15 protein-coding genes and 1 pseudogene are annotated in these 12,921 nt (G+C 47.8%); 6 read left to right on the top strand and 10 right to left on the bottom strand.

All coding sequences use genetic code 11. The annotated features are described in order from the left end of the window. Positions 1 to 399 precede the first annotated feature (399 nt). The 5 genes from olsF (at position 400) to F3J29_RS17975 (ending at position 5,382) form a co-directional block, all read left to right on the top strand. A complete protein-coding gene (gene olsF / locus F3J29_RS17995; RefSeq protein WP_166868138.1) occupies positions 400 to 2,115 on the top strand; it encodes a bifunctional ornithine lipid synthase OlsF in 1,716 nt (571 codons plus the stop codon). Positions 2,116 to 2,230: 115 nt separating this feature from the next. Then, a complete protein-coding gene (locus F3J29_RS17990; protein ID WP_166868136.1) occupies positions 2,231 to 2,872 on the top strand; it encodes an epoxyqueuosine reductase QueH in 642 nt (213 codons plus the stop codon). 59 nt (positions 2,873 to 2,931) lie between these two features. Then, positions 2,932 to 3,351, top strand: a complete 420-nt coding sequence (locus tag F3J29_RS17985) for a GNAT family N-acetyltransferase (protein ID WP_166868135.1) — start codon at positions 2,932 to 2,934, stop codon at positions 3,349 to 3,351. Between the two features lie 175 nt (positions 3,352 to 3,526). Further along, positions 3,527 to 4,726 (top strand): tyrosine-type recombinase/integrase, encoded by a 1,200-nt coding sequence (locus F3J29_RS17980; RefSeq protein ID WP_166868133.1) that lies wholly within the window; start codon positions 3,527 to 3,529, stop codon positions 4,724 to 4,726. A 47-nt stretch (positions 4,727 to 4,773) separates the two neighbouring features. After that, positions 4,774 to 5,382, top strand: a complete 609-nt coding sequence (locus tag F3J29_RS17975) for a hypothetical protein (protein ID WP_166868131.1) — start codon at positions 4,774 to 4,776, stop codon at positions 5,380 to 5,382. A 309-nt stretch (positions 5,383 to 5,691) separates the two neighbouring features. On the opposite strand, the gene F3J29_RS17970 is transcribed toward F3J29_RS17975, so the two are convergent. The 8 genes from F3J29_RS17970 to F3J29_RS17935 all read right to left on the bottom strand — a co-directional run bounded on the left by F3J29_RS17970 (position 5,692) and on the right by F3J29_RS17935 (position 10,406). After that, positions 5,692 to 6,708 carry a major capsid protein gene (locus F3J29_RS17970; RefSeq protein ID WP_166868129.1) on the bottom strand — a complete coding sequence of 339 codons (1,017 nt, stop codon included), beginning with the start codon at positions 6,706 to 6,708 and terminating at the stop codon, positions 5,692 to 5,694. An 18-nt stretch (positions 6,709 to 6,726) separates the two neighbouring features. Then, the gene (locus F3J29_RS17965) at positions 6,727 to 7,071 is read right to left on the bottom strand and encodes a hypothetical protein (protein WP_166868127.1); all 345 of its coding nucleotides are present in this window, start codon (positions 7,069 to 7,071) and stop codon (positions 6,727 to 6,729) included. A 605-nt stretch (positions 7,072 to 7,676) separates the two neighbouring features. Beyond that, positions 7,677 to 7,874: a hypothetical protein gene (locus F3J29_RS17960; protein WP_166868126.1), complete on the bottom strand. Its 198-nt coding sequence runs from the start codon at positions 7,872 to 7,874 to the stop codon at positions 7,677 to 7,679. Then, complete coding sequence (locus F3J29_RS17955) at positions 7,856 to 8,311, bottom strand: phiTE-211 family phage-derived protein (RefSeq protein ID WP_166868124.1); 456 nt, start codon at positions 8,309 to 8,311, stop codon at positions 7,856 to 7,858. The genes F3J29_RS17960 and F3J29_RS17955 overlap by 19 nt, the downstream gene beginning before the upstream one ends. 22 nt (positions 8,312 to 8,333) lie before the next feature. Further along, positions 8,334 to 8,852 carry a hypothetical protein gene (locus tag F3J29_RS17950; protein WP_286175435.1) on the bottom strand — a complete coding sequence of 173 codons (519 nt, stop codon included), beginning with the start codon at positions 8,850 to 8,852 and terminating at the stop codon, positions 8,334 to 8,336. Beyond that, on the bottom strand, positions 8,821 to 9,708 hold the full coding sequence (locus F3J29_RS22785; protein WP_286175434.1) for a helix-turn-helix domain-containing protein: 888 nt from the start codon (positions 9,706 to 9,708) through the stop codon (positions 8,821 to 8,823). The genes F3J29_RS17950 and F3J29_RS22785 overlap by 32 nt, the downstream gene beginning before the upstream one ends. Beyond that, positions 9,686 to 9,862, bottom strand: coding sequence for a hypothetical protein (locus F3J29_RS17940; protein WP_166868122.1), 177 nt, complete (start codon positions 9,860 to 9,862; stop codon positions 9,686 to 9,688). The genes F3J29_RS22785 and F3J29_RS17940 overlap by 23 nt, the downstream gene beginning before the upstream one ends. 115 nt (positions 9,863 to 9,977) lie before the next feature. Beyond that, on the bottom strand, positions 9,978 to 10,406 hold the full coding sequence (locus F3J29_RS17935) for a hypothetical protein (RefSeq protein WP_166868120.1): 429 nt from the start codon (positions 10,404 to 10,406) through the stop codon (positions 9,978 to 9,980). Positions 10,407 to 11,336: 930 nt separating this feature from the next. Here F3J29_RS17935 and F3J29_RS17930 point away from each other — a divergent pair. After that, positions 11,337 to 11,708, top strand: a complete 372-nt coding sequence (locus F3J29_RS17930) for a hypothetical protein (protein WP_166868119.1) — start codon at positions 11,337 to 11,339, stop codon at positions 11,706 to 11,708. 433 nt (positions 11,709 to 12,141) lie between these two features. Here the strand turns inward: F3J29_RS17930 and F3J29_RS17925 are convergent, their stop codons facing one another. Next, complete coding sequence (locus F3J29_RS17925; protein ID WP_166868117.1) at positions 12,142 to 12,687, bottom strand: recombinase family protein; 546 nt, start codon at positions 12,685 to 12,687, stop codon at positions 12,142 to 12,144. Between the two features lie 123 nt (positions 12,688 to 12,810). Continuing rightward, positions 12,811 to 12,921: pseudogene (locus tag F3J29_RS17920) on the bottom strand (integrase); the annotation flags it as partial.

The raw sequence follows: 12,921 nt of genomic DNA, 5'->3' as shown, positions 1-12,921 counted from the left end.
ATCGTTGAAAAATCATCAGGACGAAGAGTAACTTTAATGTCTAATAGAGGGTTTTTAGATTAAAAATCGACTTAACTCTCATTTTTCATGATAAAAATCTCATTAAATGCGCTTTTATCTTGACAATAAAATCTCAAACAACTAAAAACAAAACTCATTAAAAACAATATGTTAAATAAAAATCACGCTTTTTCACGAACCACTCGCCATTAACCTACAACTCATCAGGGTTTACCCCATTACCTAAGCCAAAAATCGCGTAAACCGCCCATCGATGTATCACTGGGGAATAAAAAATCGGCACCGCTTCTGCGCGTATCCCTGAAACATCACCTCACTGACACGAAAACTTCATCTTTTGCTTATACTTTCACCAACAGGAAGTTAGGAGGAGATGACATGTTTAGTATCGATAACGTACTTGACGATCTTTGGCCTCAGGCTAAGCCTGCACCCTGGCAAAAAAATCTGTTAAGACGCCTGCTGCATGAGGAAGAGTTTCAGGCCTTTGCCGGGCAATACCCTCATCTTCGTGGCCTCGACATGGTCGAACAGGTACTGGACCACCTGCAAATCCGCTGTAATATCTCTCCCCGTGAATTAGAAAATATCCCTGAAAGTGGCCCTGTGGTGATGATGTCCAATCACCCTACGGGCACGCTTGATGGACTGGCGCTGCTGTATGCCGTTTCCCGCGTCCGCCGCGATGTTAAAGTTGTCACCAATCGCCTGCTCAATCACCTCGAGCCGCTGAGTTCTCTGTTTATCCCGGTCGACAATATCAATGGCCGCACGCCTAAATCATCGCTTGTGCAGATGGAACAGCAGCTGCAAAACGGCGGCGTGCTGATCTTCTTCCCGGCGGGAGAAGTGTCTCGTTTGTCCCGCGAAGGCATTGCCGACGGGCACTGGCACACCGGCTTCATTAAGCTTGCCGCGAAGTACCGCGTGCCGCTTCTGCCGGCCTTTATCCACGCGCGTAACAGCGCCCTGTTTTATGCTGGCGCGATGGTTTCCCCTGCGCTGCCGTTGCTGCTGCTGATGCAGCAAATGTTCCGCCGCCGCAACTCCACTTTGCCAATCACGCTTGGCCAGCGCATTCCCTGGGAAAGCTGGCACAGCCCACAGCAAATCCCGCGCGAACTGGCTAAAAAGTGCCGCCAGCACGTTCAGCGGCTTGGTAAAGGGCTTTCCGGCAAATTCACAACGGAAAGCGCCATTGCCCGGGCGGAAGACCGGGCCACGCTGCGCCGGGAGCTGGCTAAAGCCGAGTGTCTGGGCCGAACCGCCGACGATAAAGTGATTTATCTTTGGCAGCGAAACGACACCAAAGAAGAGGCTCCGCTGCTGCGCGAGCTTGGTCGACTGCGTGAGATAGCATTTCGTGCCGTGGGTGAAGGCTGCGGCAAACGTCGGGATCTCGACAGGTATGATGACGATTATCTGCATTTGATCCTTTGGGACGAGCAGGACCTGGAGATTGTCGGCGCATACCGCTTTATGCCTACCGCTCAGCAGCTTGAAAAACGTGGCGTTACCGGGCTGTACAGCTACAGCCTGTTCCACTACGACGAAAAGATGGACGATGTGCTGCAGAGCGGCATCGAGCTGGGGCGCAGCTTTATTCAACCTCGCTACTGGGGCCGCCGTGGCCTGGACTATTTATGGTCGGGGATTGGCGCTTACCTGGCCCGTTACCCGCAATATCGCTACCTGTTCGGCCCGGTATCTATTTCCGGTGGCCTGCCGCCGGATGCGCGCGACCTGCTCGTCGCCTTTTACCGGCTGTGGTTCCCGGCAAGCCATCCGCTGGCCTCGTCCCGCAGCCCCTACCCGGCAAGTCTTCCAGACGTGCTGGCGCAGTTCAAAGGCGAGGATTACGGCGAAGATCTCACCCGCTTAAAATCCCTGCTCAGCAATATGGGTTGCGGCATCCCGACGCTGTATAAGCAATATTCGGAACTCTGCGAGCCGGGCGGCGTGCAGTTCATTGATTTTGGCAGCGACCCGGCCTTCAACAACTGCGTCGATGGGCTGGTGCTGGTGGATTTAACGTTCCTGAAAAAGAGCCGCTATGAGCGGTATGTTGGAATGCATTTATCAGGGCAGGAATAACGGTTAGCTAAGGCGGGAGAAACAGTCTCCCGCCTCATCCTAAGCTGGCAAAGCCCATTGACCACAATTTTAGTGGTATAATTCTCGCCGTTTTCCTTCTTTCCGCCAACATATCATGACAACCACCGAATTTAAGCGCCCGAAGCTCACGCTGCCTGACGGTGCAAACAAGCTGTTATTGCATACCTGCTGCGCACCCTGCTCTTCCGAAGTGATTGAAGCTTTGCTTGCCTCGGATATCGACTTTACGATTTTTTTCTACAATCCCAATATCCATCCGCAAAAGGAGTATCTCATCCGCAAGGAGGAGAATAAGCGGTTTGCAGAGCAACACGGCGTGCCCTTCATCGACGCGGATTATGACGCCGATAACTGGTTTGCGCGCATGAAAGGTATGGAGTGGGAACCCGAGCGCGGCGTGCGCTGTACGGCCTGTTTTGATATGCGTCTGGAGCGCACCGCGCTGTACGCGGCTGAACACGGCTTCGGGGCGATTTGCAGTTCGCTGGGCATTTCACGCTGGAAGAATTTTCAGCAGGTTTGCGAATGCGGCCAGCGAGCAGCGGCGCGTCATCCGGGAATGTTTTACTGGACCCACAACTGGCGTAAGCAAGGTGGCTCCGCGCGCACGGTAGAGATCTGCAAACGCGAGCAGTTTTATCAGCAGGAGTATTGCGGCTGTGCTTATTCTTTGAGGGATGCCAACGCTTATCGAACATCGCAGGGCAAAGCGTTAATCAAGCCTGGGAAATCATGATTGTGCCGTGACTGATTCAATGTTAGTGATAATAAGCTCCCCTGAGAATGAGGTTAACAATGGACTCAAAATACACGCTGATTAACGCGGTTCCATCCCCCGAAGATTTCTGCCGCCTGAGAGTTATTTCCGGCCTGAGTCCCCGCCCTTTAGAAGCTGCCCGGAAAGGGCTACCGGGAAGCTGTTACGGCGTTCATATTGAGTATTTCGGACGTGTTGTCGGCATGGGCCGAATTGTCGGTGATGGTGCTTTAAATTTTGAAATCGTCGATATTGCCGTCGATCCCGATTATCAGGGACAAGGTCTTGGGCGCGCGGTCATGGAGAGTTTGATGGCATGGCTTGAGCAGCATGCTCCCGACGGCGCGTATATCACCCTCGTCGCTGACGTGCCTGAGCTGTATGAAAAATTCGGTTTCAAAAGCGTTCGCCCTGAAAGCGAGGGAATGGCGCTTGTCTGGGGAAAGCAGACGCAGTGATTTGCTGACGGGCTAAATTCGTCTTCCAGGGAATAAAAAGGGGATATATCAGCGTTTTTTTGGAGCGGGCGAAGGGAATCGAACCCTCGTATAGAGCTTGGGAAGCTCTCGTTTGTCCATCTCAACATTGTACATATGGCTGTACCTGATAGCGTGATTTTAGAGGATCAAAATCATGACTATCAAGAACAATCAGTATCTTTTTCAAAGTCATTCGGGCGTATGGATCTTTCAGGTATTTGTACCTGCGTACATGCGTCACCTGTTCGACAATAAACGAGCCTGGCGAAAATCCACAGGGACAAAGGACATACTTAAGGCTCGACACTTCAGAAATCACATGTTGATTGAGTTCAACAACCTGAAAGCCCTGTTGAATCCTGATCGGGAAGACATTCGCATCCAGAATGCGATCACCACACTCCACACTACAATAAAACAGGCAAAGAGTGCGCCAGTAGCAGTATCTCCGCTCCCAACGCTGGCAGTCATACGTGATGAATACATGACGGTTTATAGTGAACGTCGGGCATTCTCTACCCTAAGCAAATCCGCGCGGGCCGTAGAAGTGTTTCTACAGAGTATTGGGAAGGTTGATATTGGACTTAACAAAATCGGACGCAGAACGGTTACAGACTTCATAGAAGACCAACAGAAAAAGGCGGCACCGCAGACCGTCCAGAACTGGCTAACCTCTTTGGGGAGCCTGTACGAGTTCGCTAAACGTCGATATGACTCGATACCAGACAGCAATCCTTTTCACGGTCACAATCTCGAAGCACGGCGCACCATTGAAAGTTATCAGCCGTTTGAACCTGAACAATTGCAAGTCCTTATTAGAGAAGCGGATGACGTTCTACGAGATGTCATATTGATTGGGCTGTATTCAGGAATGCGACTTGATGAGATCGCCAGCATCAAGCGGGATGAAATTGTAATGATGGAGGGTCTGCGGTGCTTTTTCGTTAGCAAATCTAAAACGTTCGCCGGGGTGCGATACGTTCCTATTCACTCTCTTCTGATTGGCATTATTGATAAACACCTGGCAAATAACAGCGGTGAATATCTTTTGGCACAGTCAAACAAGATCATTCGCAAAGATGGTAAACGGGGGCCGTGGTACAGCCAAAAGTTCACCCGGCTGCGTGATAGCGTTTTGCCAACAGCTACAGATCGGCAGTGCTTCCACTCTTTGCGAGGGATGTTCATCACCAGCCTGGACCGTGCAGGAGTTCCCGAACAACGGATCGGAGCCATCACTGGACACACGGAACAGAAAGCGAAAACCGAAGCATTCAGGACGTATAGCAAAGGCGCAGGGATGCTAGAGTTATCAGGATATGTAGAGTTGGTAAGTTACGGTAATATAGAGTAAACCTCTGGGGCAAATCAGCCCCCATTGACTTCAGGAGAGCGCCAAAAATGGATCTACAATCATGGGATAATGTTATCTCCATCGCATCGAATTCTGTAACAGCGTTAGGTGTGGTTGGTGGGATAGTTTTTGGCGGGTCAAAATTGAAAGACTATCTTGATGTAAAAAAGAATGATGTTGCTTTTCATACAGCGTTAGCATTATATGATGAGATAACAAATACACGGGCCAAGTATATTCAAATACGGATCTCCCTAAATTATGTGATGAACATATTGGATGAATTATATAAAAATAATATCAATATCTCTCCAAACTTATACTTTCAAATCCAAGAGGTAGGTTCTAACGCCTTTCAGAACTCCATGAGCATCGGTAATTTATTTATTAAAACTAACAATTTCAACATAATATTCAAAAGTGAATCTTTTTCTAAAGTGCAAGATATTGTTAGTATCACAAATAAGATATCAGTTAACCTTACTAACTTCTTCGCATGTGCAATCAACTCTTCAAAAGGGAAGTTAATCTCAAAAGAAGATCTTTCAGAATTATTTCAACATTATAGAGACTATGAAGCACTTACAACTGAATATCTTGATAAATGTTCTGAAATACAAAAAACAAAATTTGAAGACTTCATTACATTCAAATAAAAACCGGGGTTAATCCCGGCTCTTATGTTTTCAGTTTTCTTTGTCTCGGTTCGTTAAGGTAGTAGTACCTCACTGCACTCTCAAATCCATAATTTTGGATGCGATCTAGCAGGCTACTACGTGAACATGACAGTCGACGCGCCAGCGCGGCTATATTTAAAATGCTATCATCAGAGCAACCATCCAGGATAAAAGTCAGTAATGGTAAGTTGCCTTTGCCAATGAGTTGCAATTTCATTTCGTGTATCTCCTCTTCTTTGCCTCGCCACGGTGGGGACAAATCGCCCCCAATACAGTTAAGTGAATTGCTTACGCCGCATCGTCCATAGTGATCTTCAGAACGAAGTCCGGACGCATTGGGATCTGAATCTGTGATAGCTCACTGACCACTTCATAGTTCATGAACTTGTCACGCAGAACGTAATGATAGGACGGGTAAACCGGACCATTAGCAACTTCAGCATGACGGCTCGCCGGTGTCTGATAAGTCATGTATGGAGACAGGTCGCCTTCGACGATGTTGGAGAATGTCGCCAGCATGTAGCCTTCACCATCTGCAATGCCGTATAACGGATCGTCTACCTGAACAACGGTTACACGCCCTAAATTAAATCGGTCGTAAGCGCCCAAAGTGTCCGGGAAAATGATATCACGGGTCGTAGCACCAAATAGGGCCGCTTGGTATGCGGTCGGGTTACCTTGAATGGCAGTGAACAGACTCGGACTCGCCAGCAGATAAACCTGCTTAATACTGGAAGACCAGCCGCCAAGGTTTTTCTTCAGCATAGTCACCGCGTTTTGCATCTCTGTGATGACGCTAGCGTCAGTACCAGTTTTCACCATAGTAGATGGTTGGTTAATACCCCAGAACTGGTCCCAGTGAATGGTTGGGCCTTCACGTAGGTGTGTCGCCTCTACAATATTGTGAAGCAAACTCTTCGCCATTGCATATTCAACATCACGGCGGGTTTGCAGGTAGTGCTTCAGTGCATGATTAGCAACTACATCTTCAGCGGTCATCTGGCGATTTGTTCCCGGCTGACGTTTCCCCTGCCAATCCTGGCTGGTGATGGTTGAGCTGTAGACATGCAGTGGAGCCTGAACGGTCACGTTAGCCGCTTTAGGGAAATTTAGACCGGACATTTCAGAACCATAACGGGCAACTGATTTAGTTACTTCACGCTGCACATCTTCCAGTGTGTCGAGCGCGATGATTTGCGTGTCACTTGGACGGCTGGTAAAGATCCCTAGGCTGGACAGAAGGAACCCCTCACCGCTTGGCTTCACGAACTGACCGGAAAGGTTAGTAAAATCGCTTAATTTCATATTGTTATCTCTCCTTGATTAGATTGCGATGTTTGCATCAGCAATGCGGTTGCCTTGCTTAACAAGGGCAGCGTAAGCAGCATCTTTTGCAGCAGCAGCTACAACCAGACCTGATGGATTGAACACACACTGGGTATCACTGATAACAAGGCTACGTGCCCCACCTGCAAGTTGGTTTTGCAGTGCAACAGCACAGTTATCAGCATCGGCTGCAACGTATGCCGCGCCAGTAGTCGGGTTAATAACATCACCACAAGTCACGTCAGCAGCCAGATTAAGAATCACGGTGCGCTTATGAAAGATGGGAGAATCGGTATAAACCAATACATCCTGAGGGGTTTTGCTTTCGTGTTCGAATGCCATATTTTTGTATCTCCATGCAGTTATGTCGCCAGGGCGATTAACGGTTTCCCGTTAACCTGCACAACTGGCAGTTTTTTTTATAATCCGGCGAATATGCCGGGTTGAGTTGAAAAAATACCGTCCATAGGACGGCATTCTTTTACTCGTGTTCCCAACAGAAAAAGAGCCGGAGGCAGGAAAGCGCCTGCCCCGGTTGAGAGATCATCGGAGAGATGAATTTATTCTGATGGAGAGATTATGCCCGTTCACGGGGGAACCTTTAGTTCATTGCCTCGCAACCGGAGAGATTTGGATAGCGCGGTGGGTAGACCACGCTTAAGAAATAAGAGAGCGCGACAGCGGGAGACCTCATATCTTCACTGTCGCGCTCAAGGCCAGTTTACATCAGGCAGGATGCCAACGAGGAGGCGTTGGGTTGGCAAACCCTCTGTTTCACAACAGAGAATTTAGAGCGAACAACAATTGGCTGTAGTATTATCGCTTATATATATTTTATCACGTTACTATTTCATTTGCAATCAATACCCTGGCATATTTGCCGAAATAAATTGACTTAATAGCAATTTTGTTGTAATGCCTGACGAATTTGCCGCCCGTCATTTTTATTAATAAGGAGCCCCCAGGAGGAGGTTAGTCTGCGCCATCTGGTGGTCTCCCAGCTTTGCATCAATCAGGCCGTTGATAGCACCATCATTCACAGTAATATCATCGTAATACCAACCGGACTCATTGAGTTGCTCGTGTTGGTGATTTGGATTAACAGAGCCGAGCCATGATGCAATTGTCAGGACGATTGAATCCATTTCCCCATTTTATAGCCAAGTTTTTCTAACGAAAGGAGATCTTCAGGAGTTAGCATCACTGACTTATTTACATCCATCGAAAAACCGGGCTTGGCTTTTTTCATTAATAACGGAACGTTTCTATTGTTAGCCGCGCCCCCCTGAAGTGCCATGTGCGTGATCGCTATACCCTTCTGTTTTTTAGTTGGTTCACTGGCTGATGTAGTCGGAGTGGCTAAGTAATTGGCGATAGCATCAGCAAGGACCTGATCGTCGCTTTTATTCAGATTTCTACTCTCCGGTTCGGCAGCGGCCTGCATTGCGGCGAGAATATCAGCGCGGATATCGTTTAAGTTTTTCATTTTATGGTGTCTCCAAAGCAGAAACAGCCCATCACGGGCACAGCGATACGCCAGCCAGTAAACGGGCAGGTAAGAAGTGATTGTTTCAAGGTCCATTGGCCGCCGATGTGGGGTTGGGTCAGTAGTGCAGGCGGGGTGATCGCCGTTGTGGTGTTGTCTGCTTTCTGGAAACTATTTCATGATAGGCCACTACCAACGGGTCATTATGGTCAGGCCAGCGGGCTTGCATCTCCTGGAACGTGATTCCGTCACGCTCCAGGAATAGCACAACGCTATAAAGTGGCAATTGCAGGTCAATACAGATTTTTTCAAGCATCGCCCCGCTGTCGAAATACTCTCTAACAGTACGTTTTGTAGTCCATTGGGATGTATGCGTTACACGTCTGAACTTGGGGTTCCAGGTCTTAGCGAGTTCAGCAACAAATTCAGAATCAAGACGCCGTAGCAAGGCTACTTTGTTGGGGGTCATACCGTGGACAAGTAGCGTTTTTGCGGCTTTAACAACTGATTCATTACGGCGGCGCACCTTGAAGAGGCGTTTTAAATTTTGGTTTGTTTTTTCAGCCGTCAAACTGTTGGCAGCATCACACAATTTTCCTCCAGTATTAAAAAGGGATCTCAGGAGCGTCTTCATCATAGTGATATACATTCGGCCCATTAACTTGTTGCTTTGTCAGCGCTGGTTCTGGTGCGGGTATGTCATCAGGCCGCATATGCTCTCCAGGCTCGCCCATATTGGTTTTGCCTTTCAGTTTCCACACCAATTTAATCTCTTCCCGCCACGTTGCAGCCCCATGGGATTGTGCCCAGCGTCGCGCCTCTGGAACCAAATCCCCACGAGAGGTAAACGGGTTGGCGATCCACGGTATCCCGACAACATTTTCCCCGACAGGCTCACTCAGTGATGGATCATCACTACCGGATAAATCAACATTGTCACTAGCATCCACAAAAGATAAAGGTCCGGTTTGTTCAGCAACAGGCGCGGCAGGTTCCACCACGGAAGATTCCACAACAGACTTTTGGTCATTATTACCGCTCTCCTCGGTTTCAACTTTCTGTTTTTTTGTGATGGTAACGACTGCCTCACCCTGCTGGGACAATCCGGCGTTAAGTTCAGCCATGATGACTTCAGGATCTTTAACGGTGTAGGTGGTATGAGAGATTTCTTTACTACCGGGTTTACGGACCGAGGTTGCAGTAATCCATCCCATTTTCACGAGTAGCTTCACCTTCTTCTGAACAGTGGAAAGCCCAAGAAGGCAACAATCTGCAATGTATTGTTGAGAAGGGCGGATCTCACCAGTCGTTTTCTTCCATCCAAGCAGGTGACTGTATACAGCCATAATCTCAAGGCTGTTTACTACGCCATTGAAGCGTTTGATACGAGCAACCGGAATCGACCAGTATGAAAATGTATCGATGGTAATTGGCTTGTCTTGGTTCGGCTGCGATAGGGATTCGTAGAGTTTAGTTTCTGTTGTCTCTGTCATTTTTATCTCCTTCAATGGAATTCTTCATATTGGTTTGGATGCGGTCGGCTTCTGCATCCACGAGTCTGTTGATAAACGTTGCAACAGGTGTCCCGGTGCGTCGGCACTCGCTCATAATCACGTCCATAGTTGAACTGCTAAATGTCAGTTTCATGCATCTTTTCTCCTGTACGTCAGATATGCGGATTCGACCCTTTGATCATGAAGTGATCAGGGTTAATGCCGTAAAACGACACATTCAGTTGGGGTTGGCTTTCGCCGGATAATGCTTAGTGAATAGCGACCATATCCAGAATGGATTGTCCGGTGATCTCTTCAAGTTCGCCTGCGGCCTCAATCATTTTCAACAGGAGGAGCTGTTCATTCATAAGTCCAATGCCTTGAGAGGCGTAGTACAAACGATAAGCGGCTAATACCGGTTCGATCACATCGAGAACATTACGGCCTGCGGCGAGTTCAGCTGAGTATGGCTTCAGAATATTGCGGATTGTGTTTGCGTCTTTCGCCTGCTTCTTTAACTTCTTGAGAAGTTCGAGAGCTTGCCGGGTAGCGGGATAAATCTTGTCAGCTTTCTTTGCACCACCAATACGGGTGCGGAAAGCACGAAGGTTGATTGCAGAAGTAATTTTGCTGTCGATTGCGGCAACGATTTCTGAAGCGGACGCGGTTGTAAAGTCAAAGAGTGCAGGTTTTGCCATTTAGTCTCCTATGGTCAATTGATATTAATTCCTAGCTGTATTATTACATTATGTCATAAATCGCACTTTTTGTCAAGTTTTTTATTGCTTTATACAAATGAATGTGATAGGAACATCACAACGACCGACCTTATAACACAATTTAAAATATAATGTAAAGCACATTTTGTGCCATTTATCTATCAGAAGCTCTGTAAGCGCCTGCATAAGTGAAATGGTAGGTGATTGCAGATATGTTGAGAAAGCGGCTCAGAACGCCGGAGAGAGCGTTACAGCACCATAATGAAGGATATTGCTGGAGATACTCGCGCCGCCCCAGTGCAAGCCGTTCGAATACGTCTCACGCTGCGCCGTGCTCGCATCACATAGGCGAACAGGTTCGCATTTCCCACACATGCTGGCAGAGCCAGTGAACCGGAGGTTCATTGCGTAGCAACACACAGAGCAGCGTTTAACGCTGTTGGCGTAGGCCGTCGGGTTACCCGAATCCATGATTGGGATATCCACACACAGAAACAGGCTGTAGGCCTGTTGATGGGTTGGTTATCACAGAATGGTGAATGAGGGTTATAGGGCTGACTGTTTACAGGCATGGCCTATTACCACACAGATAGTCTGAAGTGGCTGACCAGCCATTCCAGAGCGAAGCGATACAAGAGCATCACTCTTTAACTTAACACTCACAATTGAACGCATGTTCAACCAGTCTTTGACCTGAAGTCTTTAAGATCTTATAGGTTCTTTTATTATTGTTTTTATAATGCTTTTATACCACGTCTCCTAGAAGACACCTCCCCTCCAGTGGAAGACACCCTCCCCTCTGACAGAAGACACCTCAACTACTGTATACAAGGCCGAAGATAACCATTTGCTGGTGCTTCATGCCGTAACTGAGTAACCTCGTTCAATCAGCGAACAAAAGGAAACAATATGGAATTCGTCCAAGGCAAAGACAGCTTTAACGAGATGGCAACTGGAATCCTGGTGAAACTGTTTGCGGACTATCCATCTTACTCATCTTTCGATTTTTCAGACTTCGGTTGGAAGCCCAGAGCAGACAGAACTCAGATTGACCTGCTGTGCCACACGTTCCAGGCGCTAAGCAATATGGGTTATACGGATATAATCTCTTCAACCGACATGGACATCGCCGCCAAGTTAACACCTCGTGGTTTGAATTTACTTCAACAACAGGCACCTGGTACAGGCGATGCTATTATTAACGTTCTCAAAGGAGCAGCAGGTGAGACCCGCTCTGCGGTAATCGGTGCCGTCATCGGTTGGATTTTTGGCGGGAAATAATTAAGTTTAAATACCTGATAAATTTGGTTAATCTTACCTAAATTGGACCTTACCTAACTAACTCGCCTGTGGGATGTGGTAACCGCTAAGGTGTAAGGTATACAGCGAAGCCAGTAATGGTAAGGCCTCGGCAGATCTGCCATTTATAGTGGCGTTTAACGCACTATCGATCCGCCCTTCCATACAGAAAAAAATAAATTTTCTTCACAACCTTCTGAAAATCCGTCCATTTCATGATGCATTGAGCCGCCTGTATAACGCTGTCAGATGTCGTGGATTCTCGGTTTATCAGTTCACATTGTGCGGGGATAACGCGTTGTAGCGCTTCTGGTGGAGCCAGGGAGGGATCGGTGGGATTGCTTGCGCTGGTGTAGATTTCAGGCAATAAAAAACCCCGCCTGAGCGAGGTCAAAGAGAGGTGTCTGGGGGGTGATCAGGCTTCGGCCTTGATGTTCATAACTGTTCTGGTGCTCACTTTGTGGCCTTCTGCGATTGCACGAATGGTTTTCCCTGTTGCGAGTTCTGCCTTGATAGCGTCGCGGTCAATAGAGCGACCTTTACCCCGTCCGGTGATCCTGCCTGCGGCTTTTGCTGCTTCGTACCCTTCACGCTGGCGCTCAAGCATCGTTTCACGTTCCATCTGTGCGACTGCTGCCAGTACGGTCAACATCATATTACCTGCTGGAGAGTTCTTCCCGGTCTTAAAGTCTTCTTTATGGAACTGAACAACCACGCCGCGCTCTGTTAAACGCTCAACTGTTGCCAGCAGGTCAGCGGTGTTACGGCAAAGGCGATCAATGCTGTGTACATGCAAAACATCACCTTCACGAATGTAGTTCATCATGGCTTCAAATTGTGGTCGCTGAGTGTTCTTTCCTGAAGCCTTATCTTCAAAGACCTTATCCAGCGCCACACCAACCAATTGGCGGTCTGTATGCTGTTGTGTGGTCGATACCCTCATGTAACCAATGTTCGCCATTCTACACTCTCTTGTTGTAAAATAAATCTCACAATCAAATTACAACAACGTATTACTTTAAATCAAGGCTTTTTACTACAAAAAGACAGCGTTTCATCCGTTGTAATTGTAAGTACACCCGTTTTAGTTCCACGCACTTTTTGAGATTTCCGGGTTTTCAGTTATCAGCCGGTATTCTTCCGGCGTCAGGTTATTCAGGGATTCATGAGGGCGCTCGTTGTTATATTCAGCCAG

Source organism: Enterobacter sp. Cy-643, from assembly GCF_011752815.1.
GTDB lineage: Bacteria > Pseudomonadota > Gammaproteobacteria > Enterobacterales > Enterobacteriaceae > Cedecea.
The sequence above is the reverse complement of the archived record's forward strand: the minus strand, read 5'-3'. Positions and strand labels throughout refer to the sequence as shown.